This window comes from Plantactinospora sp. GCM10030261 (genome assembly GCF_042666615.1).
In the GTDB taxonomy this organism is placed as follows: Bacteria; Actinomycetota; Actinomycetes; order Mycobacteriales; family Micromonosporaceae; genus KBS50.
On the sequence record NZ_JBHTDD010000009.1, the window covers coordinates 65918 to 92483 of the forward strand.

23 protein-coding genes and 1 pseudogene are annotated in these 26566 nt (G+C 71.9%); 14 read left to right on the plus strand and 10 right to left on the minus strand.

All coding sequences use genetic code 11. The annotated features are described in order from the left end of the window. Entirely contained in the window at positions 1 to 924 is a 924-nt protein-coding gene (locus ACFQUZ_RS13305; RefSeq protein ID WP_377441754.1) for a lysophospholipid acyltransferase family protein, read from the plus strand. 46 nt (positions 925 to 970) lie between these two features. Here the strand turns inward: ACFQUZ_RS13305 and ACFQUZ_RS13310 are convergent, their stop codons facing one another. From ACFQUZ_RS13310 to ACFQUZ_RS13320, 3 genes and pseudogenes are all read right to left on the minus strand, one after another. Continuing rightward, positions 971 to 1903, minus strand: a complete 933-nt coding sequence (locus ACFQUZ_RS13310; RefSeq protein ID WP_377442004.1) for an HAD family hydrolase — start codon at positions 1901 to 1903, stop codon at positions 971 to 973. A gap of 295 nt (positions 1904 to 2198) precedes the next feature. After that, positions 2199 to 3080 (minus strand): annotated as a pseudogene (locus tag ACFQUZ_RS13315) (DUF5667 domain-containing protein); the annotation flags it as partial. Positions 3081 to 3373: 293 nt separating this feature from the next. Beyond that, positions 3374 to 4318 (minus strand): ECF subfamily RNA polymerase sigma factor, BldN family, encoded by a 945-nt coding sequence (locus ACFQUZ_RS13320; RefSeq protein ID WP_377441756.1) that lies wholly within the window; start codon positions 4316 to 4318, stop codon positions 3374 to 3376. Between the two features lie 602 nt (positions 4319 to 4920). Here ACFQUZ_RS13320 and ACFQUZ_RS13325 point away from each other — a divergent pair. The 3 genes from ACFQUZ_RS13325 to ACFQUZ_RS13335 are packed head-to-tail and all read left to right on the plus strand — an operon-like array spanning position 4921 to position 7487. Further along, entirely contained in the window at positions 4921 to 6567 is a 1647-nt protein-coding gene (locus tag ACFQUZ_RS13325) for an AMP-binding protein (RefSeq protein ID WP_377441758.1), read from the plus strand. Continuing rightward, positions 6557 to 6817, plus strand: a complete 261-nt coding sequence (locus tag ACFQUZ_RS13330; RefSeq protein ID WP_377441760.1) for a glutaredoxin family protein — start codon at positions 6557 to 6559, stop codon at positions 6815 to 6817. Before ACFQUZ_RS13325 ends, ACFQUZ_RS13330 begins: the two co-directional genes overlap by 11 nt. A gap of 19 nt (positions 6818 to 6836) precedes the next feature. Further along, positions 6837 to 7487, plus strand: coding sequence for an HAD family hydrolase (locus tag ACFQUZ_RS13335; protein WP_377441762.1), 651 nt, complete (start codon positions 6837 to 6839; stop codon positions 7485 to 7487). A gap of 9 nt (positions 7488 to 7496) precedes the next feature. On the opposite strand, the gene ACFQUZ_RS13340 is transcribed toward ACFQUZ_RS13335, so the two are convergent. Then, positions 7497 to 8162, minus strand: a complete 666-nt coding sequence (locus ACFQUZ_RS13340; protein ID WP_377442006.1) for a LuxR C-terminal-related transcriptional regulator — start codon at positions 8160 to 8162, stop codon at positions 7497 to 7499. 130 nt (positions 8163 to 8292) lie between these two features. Next, on the minus strand, positions 8293 to 9612 hold the full coding sequence (locus ACFQUZ_RS13345; RefSeq protein ID WP_377441764.1) for a sensor histidine kinase: 1320 nt from the start codon (positions 9610 to 9612) through the stop codon (positions 8293 to 8295). A gap of 422 nt (positions 9613 to 10034) precedes the next feature. Here ACFQUZ_RS13345 and ACFQUZ_RS13350 point away from each other — a divergent pair, with 422 nt between their 5' ends. The 6 genes from ACFQUZ_RS13350 to ACFQUZ_RS13375 all read left to right on the plus strand — a co-directional run bounded on the left by ACFQUZ_RS13350 (position 10035) and on the right by ACFQUZ_RS13375 (position 16749). Beyond that, a complete protein-coding gene (locus tag ACFQUZ_RS13350; protein ID WP_377441766.1) occupies positions 10035 to 10808 on the plus strand; it encodes a redox-sensing transcriptional repressor Rex in 774 nt (257 codons plus the stop codon). Then, positions 10805 to 12145, plus strand: coding sequence for a glutamyl-tRNA reductase (locus ACFQUZ_RS13355; protein ID WP_377441768.1), 1341 nt, complete (start codon positions 10805 to 10807; stop codon positions 12143 to 12145). Before ACFQUZ_RS13350 ends, ACFQUZ_RS13355 begins: the two co-directional genes overlap by 4 nt. Beyond that, positions 12142 to 13134, plus strand: a complete 993-nt coding sequence (hemC, locus tag ACFQUZ_RS13360) for a hydroxymethylbilane synthase (protein WP_377441770.1) — start codon at positions 12142 to 12144, stop codon at positions 13132 to 13134. The genes ACFQUZ_RS13355 and hemC overlap by 4 nt, the downstream gene beginning before the upstream one ends. After that, entirely contained in the window at positions 13131 to 14711 is a 1581-nt protein-coding gene (locus ACFQUZ_RS13365) for a uroporphyrinogen-III synthase (protein WP_377441772.1), read from the plus strand. The genes hemC and ACFQUZ_RS13365 overlap by 4 nt, the downstream gene beginning before the upstream one ends. Positions 14712 to 14729: 18 nt before the next feature. Continuing rightward, positions 14730 to 15713, plus strand: coding sequence for a porphobilinogen synthase (hemB, locus tag ACFQUZ_RS13370; RefSeq protein ID WP_377441774.1), 984 nt, complete (start codon positions 14730 to 14732; stop codon positions 15711 to 15713). A gap of 457 nt (positions 15714 to 16170) precedes the next feature. Next, positions 16171 to 16749, plus strand: a complete 579-nt coding sequence (locus tag ACFQUZ_RS13375; protein ID WP_377441776.1) for a helix-turn-helix domain-containing protein — start codon at positions 16171 to 16173, stop codon at positions 16747 to 16749. A gap of 8 nt (positions 16750 to 16757) precedes the next feature. Here the strand turns inward: ACFQUZ_RS13375 and ACFQUZ_RS13380 are convergent, their stop codons facing one another. Together ACFQUZ_RS13380 and ACFQUZ_RS13385 are read right to left on the minus strand one after the other, a co-directional pair. Then, positions 16758 to 17786 (minus strand): GNAT family N-acetyltransferase, encoded by a 1029-nt coding sequence (locus ACFQUZ_RS13380; RefSeq protein ID WP_377441778.1) that lies wholly within the window; start codon positions 17784 to 17786, stop codon positions 16758 to 16760. A 72-nt stretch (positions 17787 to 17858) separates the two neighbouring features. Then, the gene (locus ACFQUZ_RS13385) at positions 17859 to 19070 is read right to left on the minus strand and encodes a lytic murein transglycosylase (protein WP_377441780.1); all 1212 of its coding nucleotides are present in this window, start codon (positions 19068 to 19070) and stop codon (positions 17859 to 17861) included. Positions 19071 to 19108: 38 nt separating this feature from the next. Here ACFQUZ_RS13385 and ACFQUZ_RS13390 point away from each other — a divergent pair, with 38 nt between their 5' ends. Both ACFQUZ_RS13390 and ACFQUZ_RS13395 read left to right on the plus strand, forming a co-directional pair. Continuing rightward, positions 19109 to 19333, plus strand: coding sequence for a zinc ribbon domain-containing protein (locus ACFQUZ_RS13390; RefSeq protein WP_377441782.1), 225 nt, complete (start codon positions 19109 to 19111; stop codon positions 19331 to 19333). 191 nt (positions 19334 to 19524) lie between these two features. After that, positions 19525 to 22407, plus strand: a complete 2883-nt coding sequence (locus ACFQUZ_RS13395; protein WP_377441784.1) for an adenylate/guanylate cyclase domain-containing protein — start codon at positions 19525 to 19527, stop codon at positions 22405 to 22407. Positions 22408 to 22474: 67 nt separating this feature from the next. Here the strand turns inward: ACFQUZ_RS13395 and ACFQUZ_RS13400 are convergent, their stop codons facing one another. After that, a complete protein-coding gene (locus ACFQUZ_RS13400; RefSeq protein ID WP_377441786.1) occupies positions 22475 to 23251 on the minus strand; it encodes a DUF6597 domain-containing transcriptional factor in 777 nt (258 codons plus the stop codon). A gap of 78 nt (positions 23252 to 23329) precedes the next feature. Here ACFQUZ_RS13400 and ACFQUZ_RS13405 point away from each other — a divergent pair, with 78 nt between their 5' ends. Continuing rightward, entirely contained in the window at positions 23330 to 23929 is a 600-nt protein-coding gene (locus ACFQUZ_RS13405) for a TIGR03086 family metal-binding protein (RefSeq protein ID WP_377441788.1), read from the plus strand. Here ACFQUZ_RS13405 and ACFQUZ_RS13410 read toward each other — a convergent pair. Then, positions 23888 to 24886 carry an ATP-dependent DNA ligase gene (locus tag ACFQUZ_RS13410; protein ID WP_377441790.1) on the minus strand — a complete coding sequence of 333 codons (999 nt, stop codon included), beginning with the start codon at positions 24884 to 24886 and terminating at the stop codon, positions 23888 to 23890. The genes ACFQUZ_RS13405 and ACFQUZ_RS13410 overlap by 42 nt on opposite strands. 168 nt (positions 24887 to 25054) lie before the next feature. Here ACFQUZ_RS13410 and ACFQUZ_RS13415 point away from each other — a divergent pair, with 168 nt between their 5' ends. Beyond that, a complete protein-coding gene (locus ACFQUZ_RS13415) occupies positions 25055 to 25681 on the plus strand; it encodes an NADPH-dependent F420 reductase (RefSeq protein WP_377441792.1) in 627 nt (208 codons plus the stop codon). A 30-nt stretch (positions 25682 to 25711) separates the two neighbouring features. On the opposite strand, the gene ACFQUZ_RS13420 is transcribed toward ACFQUZ_RS13415, so the two are convergent. Then, the gene (locus ACFQUZ_RS13420; protein WP_377441793.1) at positions 25712 to 26455 is read right to left on the minus strand and encodes a carbon-nitrogen hydrolase family protein; all 744 of its coding nucleotides are present in this window, start codon (positions 26453 to 26455) and stop codon (positions 25712 to 25714) included. Between the last annotated feature and the right edge of the window lie 111 nt (positions 26456 to 26566).

The window sequence follows — 26566 nt, forward strand, 5'->3', positions numbered from 1 at the left end:
ATGAACGCCGAGCGAGTCAACGGTCACCGTCCCGAGCGGTCGGAGCCGCCGCCCGTCGGCCCGGCCGTGGCCGACGCCCCGCGGGACGTCTGGGACCGGCGGGTCGCGAGCGCGCTGGCCTTCATCCGGCGCCGGCTCTCCGGCCAGTACGAGGTGGATGAGTTCGGGTTCGACCCGGAACTGACCGACCAGGTGTTCCACCCGCTGCTCCGGATGCTCTACCGGGACTGGTTCCGGACCGAGATCTTCGGGGTGGAGAACCTGCCGGCGGAGGGCGCCGGCCTGGTCGTGGGCAATCATTCGGGCACGGTCGCGTTGGACGCGCTGGTGCTGTCGGCGGTGGTGCACGACGAGCATCCGGCCCGGCGGCATCTCCGGCTGCTCGGTGCCGATCTGGTGTTTCGCATGCCAGTCGTCTCCGAACTTGCCCGCAAGTCCGGCGGCACGGTGGCCTGCAACGTGGACGCCGAGCGGCTGCTCGGCCGCGGCGAGTTGGTCGGAGTCTTCCCGGAAGGCTTCAAGGGCATCGGCAAGCGCTATGCCGAGCGGTACAAGTTGCAGCGCTTCGGCCGCGGCGGATTCGTCTCCGCGGCACTGCGCACCGGTACGCCGATCGTGCCGGTGGCGATCGTCGGTGCCGAGGAGACGTACCCGATGCTCGCCGACGTGAAGCCGCTGGCCCGGCTGCTGAAACTGCCATACTTCCCGGTCACGCCGACGTTTCCGTGGCTCGGACCGATCGGCATGGTGCCGCTGCCCAGCAAGTGGATGATCCAGTTCTGCCCCCCGATCCCCACGGAGGGCCTGTCCGACCAGGCGGACGACCCACTTGTCGTATTCAACCTGGCCGACCAGGTTCGGGAGACCATCCAGCAGGCGGTGCTGGAGTTGCTGCGCCGCCGCCCGGACCCGTTCGCACCCTGATCTCCCGGTGGATGGAAGGGTCCCTCACAAGGGCCCTTTATTCACATCAGCGGGTCGACCAGCGACGGTGCAGGGCGAAGCCTGCGGTCGCCGCGCCGGCCAGCACGCCAGCCGCCACGGTCGACGGGACGGCGATCCGGGCCGCCCTGCGCCCGGTGCGGAAGTCCTGGATGTCCCATCCGTTCGAGCGTGCCGCCCGCAGCAGACCTGGGTCCGGGTTGACCGCTACGGCGCTTCCGACCAGCGAGAGCATCGGCAGGTCGTTGGCGGAGTCGCTGTACGCCGTGCAGCGCGCCAGGTCGAGCCCGGCGGCGGTGGCCAGCTGGGCGACGGCGTCCGCCTTGGCGACACCGTGCATCAGCTCGCCGACCAGCCGTCCCGTGTAGCGGCCGCCCCGGATCTCTGCCACCGTGCCGATCGCCCCGGTGAGGCCGAGCCGGGTGGCGATCACCCGGCCGATCTCGACCGGCGCGGCGCTGACCAGCCATACTCGCTGGCCGGCGGCCAGGTGTGACTGGGCCAACGCGCGGGTGCCGGCCCAGATCCGGGGGGCCATCAGCTCGTCGAAGATCTCCTGGGTGAGCTGCTCGATCTCGTCGACTGGCCAGCCCTCCACGAAGGTGAGGGCCGCCTCCCGAGCGTTCGACATGTGTGGGGAGTGCTCGGTGGCGAGCAGCCGGAACCGGAGCTGTTGCCAGGCGAACCGCGCCAGATCGCCGGTGGTGAGGTAACGGCGGGTGGCCAGCCCTCGGGCGAACCAGTAGATGGACGCGCCCCGCAGCATGGTGTTGTCCACGTCGAAAAACGCCGCAGCCGACCGGTCGGGTGGGCCGACCGGGACGGTTTCCGGCTCCGCGGGCGCCCAACCGGTGGTGTGACCGTGGCTGTCGGTGCTTACGGTCACCTTCCGATCGCGCTCCACGCCCGGCTCCCCTCGCCCGTGTCCTGATCCCTCAGCGAGAGTATCCGGCCGGCTCAGAAAGCGTCCGGAATGTGACGACAGAAACCTGTTTGGTGACCCTGTCGGCTCCTCGGATTCCCAGGTGCGGGCACGCGGCAGAGCGTGGCGCCCGCACCGAGCTGGGAGCGGAGTGCCCCCGTCAGCGGGTGTGTGGGGCCGCCGGTTGCGGCGTTGCCCCGCGTTCCCCGGTGGATGGTGCGGCGTCCCGGGCGACGCCGGAGGCGGCAGGATCGGGTAGTTTCGGCTGGGCGTGGTCGGGCAGCTCGATACCGGCCGGTGGTGCGGGAGTTGGGCTGTGCGTGGTGGCCGGCTTCCGTTCGGCCGTGCAGCCGCGCGGCAAGGGCCCGAGCGTGTCCGTCCGCAGGGACGGCTCGGCGCCACAGGCCAGGCCGGCGGAAAGCGCGTCGACCCGGCGCTGGACCTCGTCGAGCAGGCCGAGTGAGGCCTCCGTGCGTGCCGGATCGAGTGACGGAGTGCTGGTCAGGATGCCGTCGAGCTGGCGGCGCTGCTCGGTGGCGAAGACGCCGAGGGCGTCAAGTGTCGGGCGGTCCCGTCGCTGCATGGCGGAGATCGTCAGCAGACGAACCCCCTGCCGGGTGTCGGCGTCCATGTCGTCGAGCACCGCGGCGTAACCGATGGCGTCGGCGCGGACCGCCTCGGCCTCGGCCAGCCGGGTGCGGGCAAACTCGAGGAACAGGCGCCCGCGGCTCGGCTCCGAGCCGGTGAGCGCCAGTTGGGCCCGCTCGGTGGAGCGCTTCATCCCGTAGAGCGGATCACCAGGGTTGGCGTTGCCGCTGGCGGCGGAGATGCCGGATACGGCCACCGTCCCGGCCGCGATGCCGATGAGCAGGGCGGCGCGGGCACGCGCGGAGCGGGGACTTACCCTCACCACGCCCATCCGCCGGGCGGCGCGGTTCGGTGTGGCGTCCCCCGCCGGTCCGGTGGCGGTCGCGCCGATGCCCTCGCGTTCCGCTGTCTCCAACAGCTTGGCTCGAAGGTCGGCGCGGAAGGCGGAGGGTGTCTCCACCGTGGGATGAGCGGTGCGGAGCTGCACGGTGACCTCGACCAGTCCGGCGAGTTCGAGATCGATCCGGGATCGGGCGCGGTGACGACGGCTGCCGTTGGCTTCGTTGAGGAGCTGCGCAAAGCGCTCGGCGCGCCGGCGGTCAGTAATCGGGTCAGCCACCGCCGGCACCTCCCTTCGCTGATCACGGCCACGAGGTCGGCATGATTGCCGGCCGTGCGACGGAGGCTGTGGCGGTCGCTGCCATCGACGGTCGCCGACGGGCGAACCGTGGTTCGCCCGGTGCGAGCGGAGTGTCGGCAACCGCCCCGTCGCACCCGGACAAACGGTCGGCGAAGCGAACCGGTTACGGGCGAGTCAACATGTGCGCAACGAGGGTGATGAACGCCACGTGGCTCCCGGTCGTACTCGGGAGCCACGTGGCGGTGGCGGGGTGATCGTTTGGGATGCCGACGGACGGACCGTCAGGGTTTGAAGCCGTCGGGTAGCAGGCGGGCCAGCGCGCGGACGGCCCGGTACTGCAGGGCCTTGATCGCGCCTTCGTTCTTGCCCATCGCCCGGGCGGTCTCGGCGACGGAGAATCCCTGCAGGAAGCGCAGCACGATGCATTCCTGCTGCTCCGGGTTGAGCTGTTTGACCGCGGTCAGGAGCGCGACGTTCGTGATGTGCTCGACCACCGCGGCTTCCGGGCTGCCCTCCGGTCCGCGGTCCTCGCGGTCCGCGTCGAGCACGTCTCCGGTGGTTACCTCCAGCCGGTAGCGGCCTGACTTGAAATGGTCCGCGACCAGGTTGCGGGCGATGGTGACCAGCCAGGCACCGAGGTCCCGGCCCTGCCAGGTGAAGCTTCCGATCCGCTTGAGCGCCCGCAGGAAGGTGTCCGAGGTGAGATCCTCGGCCAACTGACGGTTGCCCACCCGGAAGTAGACGAACCGGAAGACGGTGTCGACGTACCGGTCATAGAGCAGACCGAACGCCTCGGTTTCACCCGCCTGGGCGCGTTCGACCAGGGTCCAGACCTCGGTGGCCGGATCGGAGGGATCCGGTCGGTCCGGATAGCCGGTCGATTGCCGGGGCACCTCGGCGGGCGGAGCCTCCGTGATGATCGGCAGAATCGCCGTCTCGGCGTTCGAGGTCTCCGTCACGGGCCGGTTCGGTCCTGGTTGGACCGGCATGGCCGGTCGGGTGGGGGCGGAGACCCGGCCGTTGCCCGCCGGCTTGTTGCTGGCCGGGCCGTGCCGAGAGGAGGTGTCGTTCTGGGGTGTTCGATTGCGGGCTCGACGAACCGGGCCGCCGTGCAGCGCGGCGCTGAGCATGTCGTTGACCGACGTGCGTAGCTGCGTGAGCCCGTCGTTGCGGGACGTGCGCTGGTCACGCCCGGTCGGCCCGTCGGAGTAGACGTGTGCAGTCACTGGCCCTCCCCAACCCGGTCGCGCCCGAACAGGGCCGACCCGTGGGTCCCGATGGTGGCGGTGATGCGGCAAGGTGTGAGGCCGTCGAAGCCCAGGCCAAGGTCGGGGTGCGCGTCGCGGCGGCGACGCGCACCCATGAGGTGCTGGTCCGATGCGCTTACGGGCACGGCGGCCTCCTCGGGCTGAGGGGTGTCGACTCACAGCAAAAGGGGCGAGTCGACCTGAGTGATGATAAGGGCCGACGTCACCCGTGCGTGGTGAGTCCGTTACACAGAGCCAGAGTATTTCCCGAAACGGCACGGCGGCGACGCACTAACTGTCCGTTGTCGGATGCCAGACAGTGGTCAGGCTGGAAGGTTTGTCCGCCATTGGACAGCCAAAAGCGCCGACGGATCGTGACGGATCCTCGGCGCACGCACAACACAAATGCCAGTTCCGGGTCCGCGGTCGCGCTGCTACGGCCCGGCGATCGAGTCCCATAGACGGTACGCCGTCGGCGCGGGGTGAGTCGAGAGCAGCCGGCGCGCCGCGTGCAAATTGCGATCGACCGTGAAACTTCCTTGCGTCGCGATGCGGGGCGGGCTGTGCCAGACTCAGCGATCGTGCAGGAAGCAGCCGATTCCGCCGCCCGGCGGGGGGTCACCCTGGCCGACCGGGTGCGGCACGCAGCCACCGACCGTCCGGACGATCCCGCACTGATCTGGCACGACCGGACACTGACCTGGTCCCAACTGGACGATGCCGTGGATCGGGTCGCGGCCGTACTGCGGGCGGCCACGCCGGCGGCGACTCCGGCCACCCGGGTCGCCATCGCGCTGCCCAACACGCCGGACTTCGCCGTCGCCTTCTTCGCGACACTGCGCGCCGGTCTGGTGGCTGTCCCGATCAACCCGGGCTGCACCGCGCCGGAGCTACGACACGTGCTTGTCGATTCGGGGGCCACCACCCTGATCTGCACCGAGGCGGTGCGGGAACACGTCGACGAGATACGTACCGGGGCACCCGCGCTCACCGCCGTACACGTCGGGTTGCCGCCTGTGGCGGACCGCCCGGCGGTTCCGGAACCAGCCGCGGCGGACCCGACCGGGAGACGTCCGGCGGACCGCGCGGACCTGGCCGTGCTGCTGTACACGGCCGGGACCGAAGGCCGTCCCAAGGGTGCGATGTTGACGCACCGCGCGCTGCTGGCCAACCACGAGCAACTCGCCGGGATCACGCCTGCGGTGCTCGGCCCGGACGACGTCGTGCTGCTGGCGCTCCCGTTGTTCCACGCGTACGGGCTGGGTGCCGGTCTCGGCGCGGTCGCCTATCACGGCGCGTGTGCCGTGTTGATCGACCGGTTCGACCCCGGCGAGACCCTTTCGGCCATCGCGCGGCATCAGGTAACCACCGTGGTCGGCGTGCCGTCGATGTTCCTCGCCTGGTCGTTGCTGCCCGAACTCGGCGAGGCGATGGCCTCCGTGCGGCTCACGGCCTGTGGCGCCGCACCGCTGGACACCGCCACCTCGGCCCGGTTCACCGAGGTCACCCGGCATCCGGTCTTCGTCGGGTACGGGTTGACCGAGGCCGCGCCGGTGCTCACCTCGACCCTGGTCAGCCCCGTCGCGAAGGAGTCCTCGATCGGTCGGCCCATTCCCGGCGTGGAGCTGCGGCTGGTGTCCGCCGACGGTGACGTGGTGTGGGCCAGCGGCGCGGCGGCCGACGAGCCGGACGACGACGGGTGGGAGTTGGACCCGGAGTCGTCCGGGACCGACCCCGGACAGATCGTGGTCCGCGGTGAGAACCTGTTCTCCGGGTACTGGCCGGCCGGCCGGGACGGCCCGGACGCCGACGGCTGGTGGGCTACCGGGGACATCGCGTACGCGGATGCCGACGGCGACCTCTTCCTGGTCGACCGGCTCGGTGAGCTGATCCTGGTCAACGGCTTCAACGTCTATCCGCGGGAGGTGGAACTGGTGCTCGGCGGACACGCCGCGGTGGCCGAGTCGGCCGTGGTGGCCGCGCCCCACCCGTACACCGGGCAGACCGTCAAGGCCTACGTGGTGCGAGCGACCGGCGCGGACGTCACCGCGGAGGACCTGATCCGGTACTGCGAACGGCAGCTCGCCCGGTTCAAGTGCCCGACCGTCGTGGAGTTCGTGGCTGACCTGCCGCACTCGGCGATCGGTAAGGTCCGGAAGACGCTGTTGCGATCGGTCCCGGCGCCACGCGCGGCGGGCCGACCCACGGAGGTGCCGGATGTCCGCTGAGCCGCGGTTGACCCTCATCACCCGGGCCGGGTGTCACCTGTGCGAGGTCGCCCGGGCGGCGCTCACCCGGGTGGCGGAGGCCACCGGCCACCGGTGGACCGAACTCGACGTGGCCGAGGACCTGGAATTGGAACGGGACTACGGCGACCGGCTGCCGGTCATCCTGCTCGACGGGCGGGAGCACGGCTACTGGCGGGTGGAGGAGGACCGGCTTCTGCGCGACCTCCGGGCCGGCGGGCCGGCCGCCTGACGTGACGTATCGTGCTGCCATGGCACCCGCGCGCACCCACCTGGTGTGGGACTGGAACGGCACCCTGCTCAACGACTTCCACCTGGTGGTGGAGTCGACGAACTCCGCGTTCGCGAGCGTGGGCGGTCGGGCGGTCTCCGCCGACCAACACCGTCGGCTGTTCCGGCGTCCGGTGGCGGACTACTACGCGGAGGTGCTCGGTCGGGCGGTCGACGCCGAGGAGTTCGGCCGGCTCGACAAGCTTTTCCACGACGCGTACCGGGCGGGGCTGACGAACTGCGAGCTGGCCGCGGACGCCACCACGGCGATCAGGTCCTGGCCCGGGTCGCAGTCGCTGCTCTCCATGTGGTTTCACGACGAGTTGCTGCCAGCCGTGCGGACATACGGGTTGCACGGCATGTTCCGCCGGGTGGACGGGTTGCGCTCGGCGGTTGGTGGTGACCGCAAGGCCGCGCATCTGGCACGTCATCTGGCGGAGCTTGGCGTCGGCGGGGACGCCGTCGTGCTGATCGGGGATTCCATCGACGATGCCGACGCGGCCGAGTCGGTGGGCGCCCGGTGCGTGCTCTACACCGGCGGCTTCACCGACGCCGAGCGGCTGCGATACGACGGCCGACCGGTCGCCGACTCGCTGACCGAGGCTGTCGAGATGGCCCGCACGATGCGTTGACCGGGCCGGTCAGCCGCGCAGATAGGCGAGGACGGCGAGCACCCGCCGGTGCTGTTCCTCGTCCGGCGGCAACTGGAGCTTCGTGAATATGTTGCGGACATGCTTCTCCACCGCACCGTCGCTGACAACCAGCGTCCGGGCGATCGCGGTGTTCGACCGGCCCTCGGCCATCAACCCCAGCACCTCTCGCTCGCGCGGGGTCAACTCGCGCAGGGGGTCGTCCCGGCGCCGCCGCACCAGCAGTTGGCCGACGACCTCCGGATCCAGCACCGTGCCGCCGCTGGCTACCCGGTCCAGCGCGTCCAGGAACTCGTCGATCGCCGCGACCCGGTCCTTCAGCAGGTAACCGACCCCGCCGCCGGCGACTCCGCCGGTCGGCCGCACGGTGGCCAGCAGATCATCGGCGTACGACACCTCGACGTACTGGGACAGCACCAGGATCGGGGTACGGGGGACTAGGCGCCGCGCCTCCACGGCCGCCCGAAGTCCTTCGTCGGTGTGCGACGGCGGCATCCGGACGTCCACGATCGACACATCCGGACGGTGTTCGACCACCGCCGCCACCAGAGCCGGCCCGTCCCCGACCGCCGCCACCACCTGGTGCCCCTGCTCCGTCAGCAGCCGGACCAGCCCTTCCCGGAGCAGGATGGCGTCATCGGCGATCACTATGCGCATGGACACGGTGTCTAGCATGCCCGGTCCCGGTGGTGACCCGGTAGCGGCGGTCCGGTAGCGGCGGCCGGTCGACGGCCGTCGGCCGGTGGAGAAGCCGGTGGCGTCGGTCGCCCCGGCGGGACGGCCTCGGTCAGACGGCCCGGGCGGGCAGGTCGGCCCGTACGGTGGTCGGCCCGCCCGCGGGGCTGTGCACGTCGAACCGCCCCCCGGCCGCGGTGACCCGATCGGCGATCCCAGCCAGGCCGTGTCCCTTGGACAGGTGGGCACCGCCCTCGCCGTTGTCGGTGACCTCGATCACGAGCCGGTCACCGATCCGGCTCACGGTCAACCCGCACTCGGTGGCCCGGCTGTGCTTCGCGACGTTTGTCAGTGATTCGGCCACCACGAAATAGGCGGTGCTCTCCACGTTCGGGTCGAGGCGGCCGCCTGGTCTGCCAAGGGTCTCGTCCACGGTCAGGTCGATCGGGATGACGCCTCGCCCGGCGAGCGCGGCCAGCGCGCTGGGCAGACCCCGGTCGACCAGGATGGGGGGCGCGATGCCTCGGGACAGGGCGCGCAGCTCGGCCAGCGTGTCGCGGGTTTGCGTGACGGCCTCGTCGAGGGTGGCGCGGGCGGCGTCCGGGTCGACGGCGAGCTGCTGCCGGGCCCGGCTCAGGTCCATGGCCAGCCGGACCAGCCGCTGCTGGGGGCCGTCGTGGATGTCTCGTTCCAACCGGCGCAGGGCGGTCGCCTCGGCGGAGGCGGCGGCCCGCTTCTGCTCCTCCAGCACGCTGATCTGGTCCCGGATCTCCGCCATCCCGGTGAGCAGCGCGCGGCCGAAGCTGGCCCGCAGCAGGGCACATCCCCGGACCACCAGCGGCAGGGTGATCAGGAAGAACAGTCCGAGGGCGGTGTTCAGGCCGATCCGGGACGCGGTCGAGTCGCCGAGTCCGAGCAGTTCCCCGAGCGTGACCTCGTTCGGGTCCGAGGAGTACGGAATCGCCCAGTCGTATGCCCAGTAGAGCGACCCGACGAGGGCCGCGACCCACCAGGCCAGGGCGACAACGCCCGTGGCGATCGCCACCACGAAACCGAAGATCCCGTAAGCCAGGTCGAGCCAGGACTGGACGTCGGCGATCGGGGTGATGATCCGTCGCCAGGCACCCGCTCCCGACGCGGCCTCCCGATATCGGGGGCGGATTCGGGGCCGACGGAGTACCGGCGCCATCCGGCGGCGTTCGAGATCGGCGAGGCCGCGGGCGACGTACAGGGTGCCAGCGATGATCGGCAGCCCGATGACGGTGACCGCCAGCCCGGTGCCCAGGGCGAACCCGGCCACCAGGATGACGAAGCCGGCCGCGGCGAGCGGCAGCCCGACGAACAGGTACGCGGAGTCGACCGCGAGTTGGTGGGCCGGTGTGCGGGCCGGCGCCCGGGGGACCCGCGGGATGCTGACGGAGGCGGTGGTCATGTCGTTGACGTTAGACATCGCGGCGATGGCCCCCCATCCCGTCGGCCAGCCTCTTTACGGTAGGGCTGTCCCCACCGAAATCCCACCGAACGAGTGCACCGGATGTCCGCCGCGGGAGGTGGGGATCGGCCGGGGAGGGCGGGGTGACCCCGGTCGCACTCCGGCAATTGGCGAGAGAAGTCGGAATTGGGCAATAATCGCCGAGCGGCCCGGTGTGGCGGAGAAGCTGATCTTCGGAGTGGAGTGCTTTGGTAGGCGCGGTGCGCGAGCTTTCAAGATCGCGATTTGTGCGCACCTTCACAAGCGCCTACTCTGTAATTCCGACGAGCCCCGCTAGCACAGCCGGCCGTAGCGGCTTCCGGCGGGCGCCCCGCAGCGGCCCGCCTCTCCGGCTGGTCGAGGACCGCATCGCACGGAGTCACATGAGTCAGCAGCGTCCCACAGGCGTGTCCGGCCGGGCCGGGGCAGTTCCCGTGCTTCCGGACCTCCCTGAGGCGACCGTCGCACGGCTGCCCGAATATCTTCGTGCGCTGCATCACCTCGCCGAGACGGGTCACGACACCGTGTCCAGCGAGGGGCTCGCCCGGGCGGCCGGGGTCAACTCGGCCAAGCTCCGGAAGGATCTTTCGCATCTGGGCTCGTACGGCACCCGTGGTGTGGGTTACGACATCGACCGCCTCGTCGAGCAGATCGAGTTCGTGCTCGGGCTCACGCAGCGCCGGGCGGTGGCCCTGGTCGGTATCGGTAATCTTGGTCACGCCCTGGCCGGCTACGCCGGGTTCGGCAGCCGTGGGTTCCGGATCGCCGCCCTGTTCGACGCCGACACCGCCCGCGTCGGGGAGCAGATCAACGGACTGGTTGTCCGGCACATCGACGACCTTCCGCGGTATGCGGCCGAGGAGCGGATCGCCATCGGCGTGATCGCAACCCCGGCCGCGGCGGCGCAGCGCGTCGCGGATCTGCTCGTGGCCGCTGGGGTGACAAGCATCCTGAACTTCGCCCCGTGCGTGCTCGTGGTGCCCGACGGGGTCGACGTTCGCAAGGTCGATCTCGCCATCGAGCTGCAGATTCTGTCCTTCCACGAGCACCGGAAGGCGTCGTTGACCGGCCTCCCCGGCACGACCGCCGGCACCGGTCTCACGGCGCTGCCCGGCGGGCTCGCGGGCACCGGCACCCAGGAGGCGGTCGGCACGTGAACCTGCTTGTCGTCGGCGCGTCCTACCGCACCACTCCGGTCGCCACGCTGGAGCGACTCGCGGTGGCGCCCACAGATCACCGTCGGCTCGTCGCCCGGCTGCTGGCCCAGCCGTACGTCGGTGAGGCCGTGATCGTCTCCACCTGCAACCGCGTCGAGGTGTACGCCGCCGTCTCCGCCTTCCACGGCGGGCTCGGTGACATCTGCGGGGTGCTGGCCACGCACGCCGGCTACCCTCCGGCCGACCTCGCCAACCACCTCTACGTGCACTACGACGGCGCGGCGGTCGACCACGTCTTCCGGGTCGCGGCCGGACTGGACTCGATGGTCGTCGGTGAGGCGCAGATCCTCGGCCAACTGCGGGACGCGTACCACGCGGCGACCGAAACCGAGGCACCCGGCCGGCTGCTGCACGAACTCATGCAGCAGGCGCTGCGGGTCGGCAAGCGGGCCCACGCCGAGACCGACATCGACCGGGCCGGACAGAGTGTGGTGACCGCGGCGCTGGATCTCGCCGCCACCCACCTCGGCGGACTCGCCGGCCGACCGGCCCTGGTCGTCGGCGCGGGCGCGATGGGCGCTCTGGCGGTCGCCACGCTGTCCCGGGGCGGCGTCGGCCCGCTGTCGGTGACCAACCGCAGTGCCGAGCGGGCGGTCCGGCTCGCCGAGACGTACGGCGCCAGCCCGGCCCCGATCGACGACCTGTCCGCGACCCTGTCCGAGGTGGACGTGGTGGTGGCCGCCACGGCGTCCACCACTCCCGTGCTCACCCGTGAGTTGGTCGCCGGCGTGCTGGCCGAGCGTGCCCACCGGCGGTCGGGTCCGCTCGTCCTGCTCGACCTGGCGGTGCCCCGGGACGTCGAGGCGGACGTCGCCGAGTTGCCCGGTGTGTTCGTCATCGACATCGACCGGCTCGCCGAGGACCTGCCGGAGGGGCCGGCCGCCGCCGACACGGCGGCGGTGAACCGGATCGTGGCGACCGAGGTCGAGGCCTTCCTCACCTGGCTGCGGGGTGCCGACGTGGCGCCCACCGTGGCCGCCCTGCGCGGTCGCGCCGACGAGGTGGTGACCGCCGAACTGCGCCGGCTGGCCAACCGTCGTCCCGAGTTGACCGATGAGCAGCGCGGCGAGGTGGCCCGTACCGTGCACCGGGTGGTGCAGCGGCTGCTGCACTCACCGACCGTCCGGGTGCGCCAGCTCGCCGCGGAGCCTGGCGGTGATCAGTACGCCGCACTGCTGCGCGAGCTGTTCGACCTGGACGTACCGCAGACGGCCACGGCCCAGGCGGTGCCCGACATCGCGGCCGGGACGACGTTCTTCGAGGGAGGTGCCCGATGACCCCGCTCCGCCTCGGCACCCGGGGCAGCGCGCTGGCCATGGCGCAGTCCGGGCACGTCGCCGACGCGCTGAGGGCCGCCGCCGGACGGCAGGTCGAGCTGGTCGAGGTGGTCACCACCGGCGACCGTTCCGCCCTCCCGGTGCATCGGCTCGGCGTCGGCGTGTTCGTCTCGGCGTTGCGTGACGCGCTGCTGGCCCGGGAGATCGACTTCGCGGTCCACTCGTACAAGGATCTGCCCACCGCCGGGCATCCCGGGCTCTGCGTGGCGGCGGTGCCGCAGCGCGAGGACCCCCGGGACGCCCTGGTGACCAGGGACGGCCGGGTGCTGGCCGAACTGCCCCCGGGCGCCACCGTGGGAACCGGTGCGCTTCGCCGGATCGCACAGGTGAACGCGCTGGGGCTGCAGTTGACGGCGGTGCCGATCCGGGGCAACGTGGATACCCGGCTGCGCCGGGTACGCGGCCCGGAGGCCGACCTCGACGCGGTGGTGCTGGCCCGGGCCGGTCTGGCCCGGCTGGGCCGGACCGCGGAGATCACCGAGACCCTCGATCCGATGCTCATGTTGCCGGCGCCCGCCCAGGGTGCGTTGGCGGTGGAGTGTCGGATCGATGACCAGGAGTTGGTCGAGCTGCTTGGGACGCTCGACCACGCGCCGACCCGCTCCGCGGTGACCGCGGAGCGGGCGTTCCTGGCAACCCTGGAGGCCGGGTGCAGTGCCCCGGTCGCCGCCTATGCCGTCATCGCCGAAGGCGAGCCAGCCGGCTCAACCGCCGAAGGCGAGGACGGAGATGAGATCTACCTGCGCGGTGCGGTGCTCAGCCCGGATGGCTCCCGAGACATCCGGCTGTCCCGTACCGGTACGCCCGCCGACGCCGCGGAGATCGGAAAGGCACTCGCCGCCGAACTCCTCGACCTCGGCGCCGACACGATCCTCGGCCCGGTCGACCGACCCGGCGCGGGGACCCAGCAGTTTGGGAGCACAGAATGACCCGCACCCGTAAGCCCGCAGGCTACGTCGCGTTCGTCGGGGCCGGTCCCGGCGACCCGGGCCTGCTGACCCGCCGGGCGCACGACGCCCTGGTCGAGGCCGATCAGGTGATCTTCGACCGGGGTGTGCCAGAGTCGCTGCTCGACTCGCTCCGGGCCGAGGCCAAGGCGGACGCGCAGTTCACTCCCGCGGAGGGAGCGCCCGGCGATGTCGCCAAGGTGCTGCTGTCGGCGGCCCGGTCCGGCCAGGCGGCCGTGCATCTGGTGGCGGGTGACCCGTTCGGGCACGAGGCCGTGGTCAAGGAGGTGCAGGCGATCGCCCGCACCGCGGTGCCCTTCGAGGTGGTGCCGGGCATCGGGCAGGCCGAGGGTGTGGCCAGCTACGCCGGCGTCCCGCTGCCGGGGGTCCGGACCGCGGCCGACATCGACGACGTCACCACTCTCGACTTCGACGCCCTGACGGCGGCTGTGGGCCGGGGCTCGCTGGCCCTGGCGGTGGACGCCGGCGAACTCGCCGCCGTCCGGGACGGCCTGCTGGCCGCCGGGATGGACGGCGGCACGCCGGTCGCGGTGACCGGGGACGGCACCGGTGAGACGCAGTACACCACCACGTCGACCGTGGACAGCTTCGTCGCCGCGGCGCTCGGGTTCACCGGCCGGGTGGTGCTCACCCTCGGTGCCGCCGTGCCGCAGCGGGACAAGCTGAGCTGGTGGGAGAACCGCCCGTTGTACGGGTGGAAGGTGCTGGTGCCGCGGACCAAGGAGCAGGCCGGGGTGATGAGCGCCCGGCTGCGTGGATACGGCGCCATCCCGTGCGAGGTGCCCACCATCGCGGTCGAGCCGCCGCGGACCCCGGCCCAGATGGAACGGGCGATCAAGGGCCTGGTGGACGGCCGGTACGCCTGGGTGATCTTCACCTCGGTCAACGCGGTTCGTGCGGTCTGGGAGAAGTTCGCCGAGCATGGGCTGGACGCCAGGCACTTCGGTGGCGTCAAGATCGCCTGCATCGGGGATGCCACCGCCGACGCGGTGCGGGCCTTCGGCATCCAGCCGGAGCTGGTGCCCAGCGGCGAGCAGTCGTCCGAGGGGCTGCTGGCCGAGTTCTCTCCGCATGACGAGGTGCTCGACCCGGTGGGCCGGGTGCTGCTGCCCAGGGCCGACATCGCCACCGAGACGCTTGCCGCCGGGCTCACCGAGCGCGGTTGGGAGGTCGACGACGTGACCGCGTACCGGACGGTGCGGGCGGCGCCGCCGCCGGCCGAGATCCGCGACGCGATCAAGTCGGGTGGCTTCGACGCCGTGCTGTTCACCTCCTCCTCGACGGTTCGCAACCTGGTCGGCATCGCGGGGAAGCCGCACGCCCGCACCGTGGTTGCGGTTATCGGGCCCAAGACGGCGGAGACGGCCACCGAGTTCGGTCTGCGGGTGGACGTGGAGCCGGCCAAGGCCTCGGTGCCCGACCTGGTCGAGGCGCTCGCCTCGTACGCGGTGGAACTGCGGGAGAAGCTCGCGGCGATGCCGGCGAAGCAGCGCCGCGGCTCGAAGGTGCAGGGTCCCACCGCGCTCCGGTTCCGGTAGTCACGAAAGGTTCCCCTCATGCCGTACCCCGAGATCCGGCCCCGTCGCCTGCGGCGCACTCCCGCGCTGCGCAACCTGGTCGCGGAAACCCGGGTGGCGCCAGCCGAACTGGTGCTGCCGATGTTCGTCAAGGAGGGGCTCACCGAGCCCCGGCCGCTCGCGTCGATGCCGGGTGTGGTGCAGCACTCCCGGGAGTCGCTGCGCAAGGCGGCCGCGGAGGCGGTCCAGGCCGGGATCGGCGGCATCATGCTGTTCGGGGTGCCGGCGACCAAGGACGAGACCGGCTCGGGCGGCACTGACCCCAACGGCATCCTTAACGTGGCCATCCGGGACGTGATCGCCGAGGTGGGCGACTCGACCGTGGTGATGAGCGACCTGTGCCTCGACGAGTTCACCTCGCACGGACACTGTGGCGTGCTCGCCGCCGACGGCTCGGTGGACAACGACGCCACGCTGGACGCGTACGCCGAGATGGCGGTCGCCCAGGCAGCCGCCGGGGCGCACATGCTCGGTGCCTCCGGGATGATGGACGGCCAGGTGGGAGTGACCCGCCGGGCCCTGGACGCCGCCGGCTACACCGACGTCTCGATCTTCGCGTACGCGGTGAAGTACGCCTCTGGCTTCTACGGTCCGTTCCGGGAGGCGGTCGAGTCGACGTTGCAGGGCGACCGGCGCACGTACCAGCAGGACCCGGCCAACCTCCGCGAGGCGCTCCGCGAGGTGGAACTGGACCTCGTCGAGGGCGCGGACCTGGTGATGGTCAAGCCCGCGCTGCCGTACCTGGACGTGATCTCCGCCGTGCGCGCGGCGGTGGACGTGCCGGTCGCGGCCTACCAGATCTCCGGTGAGTACTCGATGGTCGAGGCGGCGGCGGCCCAGGGTTGGGTGGACCGGGACCAGGTCATCCTGGAGACGCTCACGTCGATCCGGCGGGCCGGCGCACAGATCATCCTGACCTACTGGGCGGTGGAGGCGGCCCACCTGTTGCGTCAGCGCTACTGACGCAGCCCGCATGGCGTCCGGCGTCCCGCCGGTGGTACGCGTACGCCTGGTACGGGACCTGCCGTCCCGTGGGGCCGGTCCCGCCCGCCGTTCGCGGGCGTGGTCGGATCCGCTCCCGCAGGTGTCGAACCAGGCCTGTGCCGAAAGCCCTTTGCGCTGCTGTAGCCCACGCAACACCCAACGTCCGATAATCGGACAACCGGTGTTGCGTCCGCTACAGCAGCGCAAAGGCTGTGCGAGGAGATGTCGGCGGCGTGGACCGCGCCCTCGCGACGCGGTCGGGACACCGCCGCCCTCGCGACGCGGTCGGGACACCGCCGCGACCGCGTCCGTGCCGGTCGCCGCCGGCCGGCCGGCGAGGGTGGTCGGGCTGCCCGTCGACGCTCCGTCCACGGGTTGTCCACAGGCGGCGAACGAGGCATTGCCGGGCAGGGCGCGGGATGGCAGCGTCCGAGGTATGCCTTCCGCGCTCGATCCACCACCTCCCGAGCCCATGATCGGGCGCTATCCAGCCCCCGGACTGGTCCGTCGTGCCCGGCGCATCGCGGGCATGGGCCAGCGGGAGATGGCGCGGTTCGCCAAGGTCGCACCGTCCACGATCGCGCGGGTCGAGACCGGTGCGATGACCCCCAGCCTGGACGTCCTGCAACGCATCCTCGGCGCGGCCGGACTGCATCTTGCCGTCGTGGACGAGGACGGCCATGTCATCGCGCCCATGCGCGACTGGGACGAGGAGACTCGAGATGGAGCGGGCCGACGGTATCCGTCCCACCTCGACACGATCCTTGACCCGCGACCCGGCGAGTGGTGGGGGGACATCTACGGGCTACAGCGTCCGCCGGAGACCTTCTGCCGGCCTTCACCTGTCCTGCGGGAGGCGCAGCGCCGCCGCAGCGTCTGGGAGGTCCGGGTCAAGCAGAACCGAGGCGTTCCACCGCCGGCGGATATGCGTTCCTACTACCCGTGGGGGAACCTGCCGGACGAGGTTGAAGATCAGTTCGAGGTCGACCACGTTGACGAGTGGGACGAGGACTGATTGGGTCGTCAGCCGGCCTTGTCCAGCCGATGCACCAGCTCGGCCACGTCCGCTCCGTACTCGCACCACTTCCGGTCCGGTTGGAAGCCCAACTCGGCGTTGACCCGACGCATCGCCTCGTTGGCATCGGCGTTCCAGGTCTGCACCTCGGCCAGCTTCGGCTCGGCTGAGCGCAGCTCCAGCAACATCCGGGCCTTGATGGTCCGATCCAGGCCGCGTCCGCGGTGCGCGCGCCGGACGATCGTGTCGTACTGATCGGCCCGCGCCGGGTGCTGGGCAGGCACCACCACCTCGGTCAACGCGGCCACCTCGCCGCTGTCGACATGCCGGGCCAGCACGATGTACGGCTTCATGCCGCGTCGGTGCAGGCAGTCCACACTGTCCCGGAGCCGCTGCGGATCGTACGAGCTGGGGCGCAGATCAAGGTCGCCGTCGCCGCTGTCGGCGTCGCGTGCCTCGGACTTGGCCCGGGCGTACGCGTCGATGACATGCTCGGGTGGACCGTCGGGGCAGAACTCGATCTGGTATCCGGGACTGATCTCGTCGGCCATGTCGGCAACCGCCGCCCAGTCGACCTGGGCCAGCCGCAGCACGCTGCGGGTCTCGACGTACTCCCTGGTGAAGCCGAGGGACCGGTAGAAGCCGACCGCCGGCGTCCCGCCGACCACCTCGACACCGATCGCGCTGAACCCCTCCTGGTAGGCCCGGTGCGCCGTGGTGGCGAGCAACCGGCGGCCCAGACCGGTGCGCCGCGCGTCCGGGTGGACCAGCAGGTCGAGAACCCCGATGTCGCCGAGAAGAAGCACGTTGACGTGGCCGACGATCCGACCTGGTGTGCCGTCGGCCGCGGGCTCCTCCTGGGCGATCCAGGAGATCCGCCGCTCACCCGGCATGACCTCGGAGAGGTACTCCCGTAAAGCGCCGTCCTGCCACGGTGGATCATCGGGGAGATCGGCCGAGAGGACCGCGTTGAGCGTTTCCAGTAGCGACTCGACCTCGGCGGCTGACGCGGTTCGTGGGTCCCACTCGCGCACCATCACCCGTACAGCTTGCCGTCATCGTCCCCCGGTGGGAAGTGTCCGGTCCGTCAATGTGCGGGGGCCATTACGCTACGTGCGACTCTGCGACCCGTACCGGTTGGCGGTCTCGTAGACGGCCTGCGCGTACGGTTGCACATCGTTGTACGACAGCACGGCCCGCCACCAGTCCTCCGGAATGCTGAGGTTGCGGCCGTTGGCGCACAGGTAGTTGGCCGCCGCGAGGGCGGCGTCGTCGATGTCCTGCGGGTCCTTGCGCCCGTCGTTGTCCGCGTCGACCCCGCTGGTACGCCAGGTGGACGGGATGAACTGCATCGGACCGACGGCCCGGTCGAACTGACGATCACCGTCGAGTTCACCGAGGTCCGTGTCGGCGATCCGCTGCCGGTCACCCTTACCGTCCAGCGGCAGGCCGATGATCGGCGGCTGCACCGTGCCGTCGGGCTGCAACAACGACTGGTTGACCGCCCCGTGGTCGGATTCCACCTTGCCGATGGCGGCCAGCGTCGGCCAGGTCAGGCTGCATCCCGGCGTGGTCCGTCCGACGACCAGCTCCGCGTATCCGTACGCCTGCATCGCCACCGGCGGGACACCGGTGCGGGCATTGGTCTGCCGGGCCCAGTCGGCGAGCGCGTCGGCCGGTCGGCCGCCAGCACCGGCGCCGGGTGGTGGCGTGGTGCCGGTCGGCGCCGCGCCGACGCTGGCGGTGGGTATCGGCCCCGCCGTCGCCGGGGCTGACAGGGCGGGTGCGGACGGCGGAGCCGACTGGTTCGGCGAGGCGACCGCCGCCGGCCGGGGAGATCGGGCGGTGGCCGGCACGATGAGGACTCCGGCCGCTCCGGTGGCGGCGACCAGGGCGAGCAGCAGCAGGGCGGGTACGCCGACGCGACCGCTTGGCCGGCCGGCCCAGTCCCGTACGGCCCGGACCGAGGTCACGGCGAGTTGGCGCGGTGGCGGGACGCGCCGGGCCGCCCGGGCGAACCGGACCCGGCGTCGTCGGCCACGTCGAGGAGTGGTCTCGGTGGCCGGCATCCCGGCCTCGGCGGCGGGCGTCTGCGCCTCCGCCGCGTTGGCCGGCGTCTCGGCGTCGGCAGCCGGCGTCGCCGCCTCGCTGGCCGGCGGCTGTGCCTCGGCAGTTGGCGGTGCCGGCTCGGCCGCGACCTCGTCCGACTCCGCCGTGGGCTCCTCGGGCTCTGCCGGGGGCCGCTGTTCGGGGATCGCTGGCCGTAACCGTCGGGTACCCGGAGTGTTTTCGCCATCGACCACGTGTCGAGTATTCCCCATTCTCCCGCGACCGTCAGGTGCGGCCGTACGCTTGCCGCATGCCCCGTTACGAGTTCCGGTGTCGTGCCTGTGGCGACACCTTCGAAGTCACCCGTCCCATGTCGTCGGCGTCGTCCCCGGCCGCCTGCCCGCAGGGTCACGATGACACGGTGAAGCTCTTGTCCACGGTGGCCGTGACGGGCCGGGTGGGTCCGGCCGGCGGCTCCGCCCCGATGACCTCGTCGAGTGGTGGCGGCTGCTGCGGTGGTGCGTGTGGTTGCTGAACGCCGGGGGCCCGTGTTCTCCTAAGGTGTCGTTTCTCTCCTGATCGGTTGCGGTTGGCCCGGTCCGCCGTGATCTTCCGATGATCACCGGTTGGCACCTTGGTACGCCGATCGCCATCCGTTCCTACGATGCGCCGGGTAGTCGACGTGCGGCAGCATGTATCCGACTTCCAGGGGGCGGAGGTTGGCGTATGTCGGCACGGAATCACCTGCCCAGCGGCCTGGTGACCTTCCTCTTCACCGACATCGAGGGATCGACCCGGCTGGCCCAGATGCTCGGTCCCGGCTACCGGCCGGTGCTCAGCGAGCATCGCCGGCTGCTGCGCGCCACGCTGGCGGCCAGTGGCGGGATCGAGTTGTTCACCGAGGGCGACTCGTTCTTCGTCGCGTTCTCCGACGCGGCGGCCGCGCTCGAAGCCTGCCTGGCGGCCCAGCGCTCGCTCGCCAATCACGAATGGCCCACCCCGGAGTCGGTGCCGCGGGTCCGCATGGGGCTGCACACCGGGCACGCCGAACCGATGGCCGGCGAGTACGCCAGCACCGAGGTGCACCGGGCCGCCCGGATCGCTGCCGCGGCGCACGGTGGCCAGGTGCTCTGTTCGGGGGCGACCGCCCGGCACGCCGTACCGTTACCGCCCGGCGTATCGCTGCTCGACCTGGGTCTGCACCGGCTGCGCGGGTTCGACGACCGGGAGCGGTTGTTCCAGCTCGTCGCGCCGGGGTTGGAGCGGCAGTTCCCACGACCGCGGACCGCCGACGACATCCCGCACAACCTGCCCACCCAGGTGACGACGTTCGTCGGCCGGGGCACCGAGCGGGCCGAGCTGCACCGGTTGGTGGACGTGCACCGCCTGGTCACGGTGGTCGGCGCCGGCGGGTCGGGCAAGACCCGGTTGGCCGTCGAGGTGGCGGCCGGCCTGGTGGAGTCGCATCCCGACGGAGTCTGGTTCGTCGACGTCGCCACCGTCACCGACCCGGGTCTGGTGGCGTTCGCGGTGGCGGCGGTGCTCGGTCTCCGCCCGGAGCCAGGCCGGCCGATGGCCGAGACGCTTGTCGAGTGGGCGGCGTCCCGGCGGATGTTGTTCATCCTGGACACCTGCGACGCCCAACCGGCGGCGACCGCGGAGGTGATCGCCCGGCTGCTGACCGGGGGCGGTGGGGTCCGGGTGCTGGCGACCAGCCGGGAGTCGCTCGGGCTGCCGGGCGAGGTGGTGTGGCGGATCCCGCCGCTGTCCGGGGAGCCGGCGCCGGGCGGTGGACCGAGCGACGCGCTCGCGCTGTTGCTGGAACGCACGGCGGCCGCCCGGGGTGGACGGCCCGCCGGCACGGCCGAGACCGCCGACCTGGAGCGGGTGGCCACCCGGTTGGACGGTCTGCCGCTGGCCATCGAGTTGGCCGCCGCCCGGCTCCGGGTGCTGTCCGGTGGGCAACTGGCCGAGCGGCTCGACGACGTGCTCGGCGCTCTCGACGCGGGCCGGGAGGATGCCGTACGCCTTCCGGTGAATGGCCGGAAATGGGTGGCGAACCAGCACGACACGGTGGATCTGGCCGCCGCGGCGCTCGGGGCGGCGCCGCAGCCGGGGGTACGGGCCGCGCAACGGACAGCCGTCCAGCGGCACGTCACCATGCAGGCGACGGTCACCTGGTCGTATCGCACGCTCGGGCCGCGGGCGGCGCGACTGCTGCGCTGGCTCGCCGTGTTCAGCGGGCCGGTGGACCTGGCCACCGTGGAGTGGCTGCTGGACGACGAGGATCCGCTCGACCCGTTGTCGGTTCTGGTGGACAAGTCGATGCTGCAGGCCGAACCGCACGCCTCCGGAAGCACGTACCGGATGCTCGACCCCATCCGGGCATACGCCGCCCGCCGGCTCGCCGACGCGGGCGAGGAACAGGGCGCGCGGGACCGGCACGTGGCCTGGTCGCTGCACGCGCTGCGGCGGGCCACACTCGGACCGGAGGGTGAACCTGTCACCCTGTCGCTGTACGTGCTGGACCCGCTCGCCGACGAGTTGCGCGCGGCGTTGCGCTGGACGGCGACCGGTGGCAGCGCGCGTAGTGGCCTGCAACTGGCCGGTGGGCTGGACCAGTGGTGGCGGGAGCGCGGGCTGGCCCGCGAGGGGCGGCTGTGGCTGTTCCGCCTGTACGGCCGGATCGCCGAGACGGGGGAGCGGATCCCGGAGGCGGAACTGGCCGCCGCGTACCACATGCATTCGCTGCACGCCGGCGCGGACGGTGAGTTGGCCGAGGAGCTGCGGTTCTCGCAGCGGGCCGAGGCCGCCGCCCGGCGGGCGGGCGACGCCGGTCTGCTGGCCCGGGTGCTCGCCGGCCGGGCCGCTCCGCTCATCGACATGGCGCAGTTCAGCGAGGCGGAACGGGTCTGCCGCGAGGTGATCGGCTGGGCGGACGACAACGGCGTCGCCGGTGACGCGTTGTTCGCCGTCTTTCGGCTGGCCGAGCTGCTCTGGCGGCGTGGCGCGTTGGACGAGGCGGCGGAACTGCTCGCGGCGTCCCGGACGGTGGAGTCGACCCGACCCGCGGAGCGGGGCCGACGCTCGGTCGACATGGCCCTGGGGATGGTGGCGTTGGCTCGTGGTGACCTGCCGACCGCGCATCACCACCTATCGGTGGCGTTGCGTTCGCGGATGAGCCACGGCTTCCGCGGGCACGCCTGCGACACGCTGGCCGCGGTGGCGGTGCGCTGCGCCTGGGGCGGGGAGCCGGTCCTGGCCGCGCGGCTGTTCGGTGCGGTGCAGGCCACCCGTTCCGCGATGCGGGCGGCGCCGGGGATCTACAGCGCCTACTGGGACGCCGAGCAGGCCGCGGTCCGGGACGTGCTGGACGGCGGGACCTTCGAAAGCGCGTACGCCGAGGGCGCGCGGCTGGGCCTCGACGAGGCGGCCGCGGTCGCCCTGGCGGTGGCCCCGCCGACCACCGGCGCGGTGGCCCCGCCGACCACCGGCGCGGTGGCCGCGTCGAGCGGCGGTGGCGGCTCGGGCAGGTACGCCGGGAGTGACGCGCCACGGCAACGAGCCGCCCCAGCCGAGACGCCGGCCGATCCGTCCCCGTCGCTGTAGCGGAGCCTTGGCGCGTGGTCGTGCGGGGCTGTGTCGTGTCGACCCAGCGCACCCGGTTATCGGCCCGCTATTGTGCCCGGACGTAGCGGGCAGGAGGTACGCCCACCACGCGGGCGAATCCTCGGGTGAGGTGGGACTGGTCGCTGTAGCCGAGTTCGGTGGCGAGCGCGGCGAGGTCGAGGCGGCATCCGGCGGCGGCTCGGGCGGCGGCTTCGTGGAGGCGGTGGCGGCGGATCACCCATTTCGGGCCGACGCCGACGTAGTCGGCGAACAGGCGCTGCAATTGACGCACCGAAAGGTCGAAGTCGCGGGCCAGATCGTCAACCCGGGTGATGCCGGGCTCGACCGCGATGCGGGCGACGATGGTCGCGGCCAACTGTGTGGCCGGGTCGGGCTGCCGGGGTGCACGTGTGGTGAGGAACTCATCCATGACCGTCACGGCGGCCTTGTCATCGACCGCGAGTACCGCATCGGCGAGGTCGTGTCCCGCTTCGCCGAAGACATCCTCGACCGCGACGAACCGGTCGGTGATGGAGGAGACCGGTGCGCCGAGGAATGGCTGGAATCCACCCGGATGGAAGCGCACCCCGAACACCCGTCCGGCGTCCCGCAGCGTCTCGGTGAACCGTCCACGGGGTACGCCGGCGATCCGGCACCGGCCGGGCTTGAACGTCATGTTGACCACCGGGTACGGCAACACGTGCTGCTCGTAGGGTTCCTGTCCGCGCAGGTCCCAGGTGACGGTCCAGTAGTGGGCGACGAACGCGCGCAGCGTCGGCGCAGCATCGGACGCGCTGAACAGGAACTTGTCCCGGCCCGCACCGGGGTTGAGAATCGCCGGCACGGGTGCAGGCTAGCAAGATCGGCCAGCCGCGTCGTGTTTGTTCAAGACCGGTCCGGCAACCTCTTCTAGCCTGCGTTCATGCTTCTGGACAAGTCGATCAGTATGGCGGCGACCGTGGTACGTGGAGTCGGGCCCGGCCAGTTCCAGGCCCCCACCCCCTGCGTCGAATGGAACGTACGCGCCCTGACCAACCATCTCCTGCAAGTCGCGAGCGCGCTGCATCTAGCCGGCCGTCGGCGACCAGTGCCCGAGGAATTGTGGAGTCACGATCTCATGACCGTGGAGTGGGCCGACCGATTTGACGAGGAGAGCCGCGCCGCCGTGGTGGCCTGGGCTCACCCGGGCTCGTCGAACGGCATGGTCCAGATGGGTGCGGCCGAGATGCCGGCTCCGATGATCGCCACCATGCTCGCCAGCGACCTTGCCATCCACGGTTGGGATCTGGCCCGCGCGACCGGCCAGGACTACCACTGGGACGGTGACGTCGCCGAGGTGACGCACCGATTCGTCACCGAGATGGCCGAGCAGGGCCGGCAGATGGGCATTTACGCTACGCCGGTCCCGGTCGCCGACACCGCATCCGTCTTCGACCGGGCCTTGGCACTCAGCGGTCGCGATCCGAGTTGGGAGGCAGCATCAGCCGGGGAGGCCGTCCTCGCTTCGGCTCGGAAGATGTGAGGGTCGCATCTCGGAGCGGACCCGCAGGTGCCGTACCAGGTGCCGCCAGCGGCGCCACTCGTACGCGGTGTCGACCGAGATCTCCGCGACGACGGTCGGCTCCACCCGCTCGTACGGGAGCGGCTCTGGTCGGGGAAGCTGGCCGGACCAGGCGGCCGGCAGCGGGTGTGGCCACGGGTGCCGGCTGGTCGGGCGCAGCAGCGGGGCGATCTCCCGGCGCTGGCCGGGTGTCAACGGTCCACTCCGTCCGGCGTACCGCAGCCGACCCGTCTCGTCGTACCGGCCGTAAAGCAGCGTATCCAGCGCCCCGGTGTAACCGCCGACGACGGCCTCGGTGGTGGTCCGGTAGCGGTACTTCCCCCAGGCCCGGCGACCCGGCTGGTAGCGGCCGGCCGCCGCCTTGACCATCAGGCCCTCCACCCCGGCCGGGGACCAGTCGGCCAACCAACCGAGCGCCTCGTCCCGGTCGGTGGTCTGCGGGCAGAGCGTGAGCGGTGGTGGCAGGCCGGCCAGCAGCCGGCCCAGCAGCAGGCGCCGCTCCGCCAACGGTCGGTCCAGCAGCGGCCCGTCGGTGGGCACCTCCAGCAGGTCGAAGGTGACCAGGTGGGCGGGGTACCTGCGGGCCAGGTCGGTCACCCGCCGCCCGGCCGACAGCCGCTGCTGGAGGCGGGCGAAGCTGGTCCGCTCGCCGTCCCAGACGACCAGTTCACCGTCCAGCACCACGCCGGGCGGCAGCGTGTCGGCGACCACCCCGGCCAGGTCCGGGAAGTAACCGTGCAGTGGCCGGCCCGCCCGGGACTGGACATAGACCCCGCCGGGCTGCCGGAAGACGATGGCCCGAAACCCGTCGAACTTGGGCTCCAGCAGGCAGCCGCCCGGGCAGGAACCACCGTCTGGCACGACCGGCAGGGACCGGGCCAGCGTCGGTTCGATCGGTGGCCGCAGCGTCGGCCTCATGCGCATTGCCCCCGGCTCGATCGTCGGCTGCCGACCGATGGTCGCGCAGCCGAACCGGCAACCGCCGATCGGTCGGACGGACATTCGCCGGTGGCGCGTTTGGGGCCAGCTGAGACGGGGATGCGGGCACAAACCAGCGGGAGAACAGGGTGCGGAAGGGGGAGGCTCGTGCGGATCGGCATCATCGGGTGCGGCCGGATCGGCGGCACGCTGGCCCGACACTTCTCCGCCGCCGACCACGAGGTGGCGGTGTCGAACTCCCGGGATCCGGAGTCACTCGCCCCGGTGGCCCAGGCCCTTCCCCGCGTGCGGCCGGTGACCCCACCGGAGGCGGCCCGGTTCGGGCAGGTCGTGGTGGTGAGTATTCCGTTCGGGCGGTACCGGGATCTGCCGGCCGACGAGCTGACCGGCACAACGGTCGTCGACACCACGAACTACGTCCCGGAGCGGGATGGTCCCGTACCCGAACTGGACGGGCTGACCTCCAGCGAGGTGATCCAACGACATCTGCCGGCCGCGCACGTGGTCAAGGCGTTCAACACGATGCGCTGGGACCACCTGCGCGACTTCGGGCACGAGGCGGGCGCCCTGGAGCGGTACGGGATCCCGGTCTCGGGGGACGACGACGGTGCCAAGTGGACGGCGCTCGACCTGGTCGAGCAGATCGGCTTCCAGCCGGTCGACGTCGGGGGGCTCGCCGACGGCGGGCGCTGGCAGCAGCCCGGCGGACCGGCCTATCTGGCCGACCTGACCGCCGGCCAGTTGCGCGCCCGGGCGGGTGTACCGGTCCGCTGAGCGGCATCCGCGTCGATGTGTCCCGGGCGGTCAGTCCCGCTGGAGCGTCGCACTGACGACGGCGCCCGGTGCCGGTCCGGCTTCGGCCACGACCGCCCCGTCCGGGCGCCAGATCGCGGATCCGCCAGGCGACCGCGGGTAGCGACCGCCGGCCCGCCCGGCGAAGCTGGCAATCACCACCCACACGCCGTGCGCCGCCGCGATCCGCCTGGCCCGCTCCGCCGGGACGCCCGCGTCCGCCGGGTGTTCCAGCACGCCTGCGACGTACGCGTCGATGCCGAGCGCCGCCGTCGCCGCCGCGTGCGCCGGCACCCCGGTGTCCCGGCAGATCGCCAGGCCCAGCCGCCAGCCGTCCACCTCGACAAGCGCGGGCGTCGTTCCGGGTGTGAACCGGGCCGGCTCCTCGCCACCGAGGTGCATCTTGCGGTACGCGACGGCCACCCCGGTCCCGCTGACCGCCATCACTCCGATGTAGACAGCGCTGGGGCCGGGCGGGTCGGACCGGCCGGTGGGATCGGATCCGCCGGCCACCGGCGCGCCGACCAGGGCCACGGTGCCGCTCTCGGCACATGCCCGCACGATCGGATCCAGCCGGGCGTCGTCTACGGGCACCGGGTCGACGTCGAACTCGTACCCGGTCAGTGACATCTCGGGAAAGACGACCACGCGCGTTCCGGCCGCGCGGACCGCGGCGGCGTGCGCGGCGGCATTTGTCGCCACGTCGTACGGCCGGCAGGCGGGTTGGGCGGCGGCGATCGTCAGTGGGGTGCGCACACCGGACGGTAGCGCCCCGGTGTTGCGTACCCGTTTCGGGTGGCCGCGCGGACGGCCCGCTCTCGGGGTCGGCCCGCCCGGTCCCTTAGCGCGGCCTTAAACCCCGGGCCG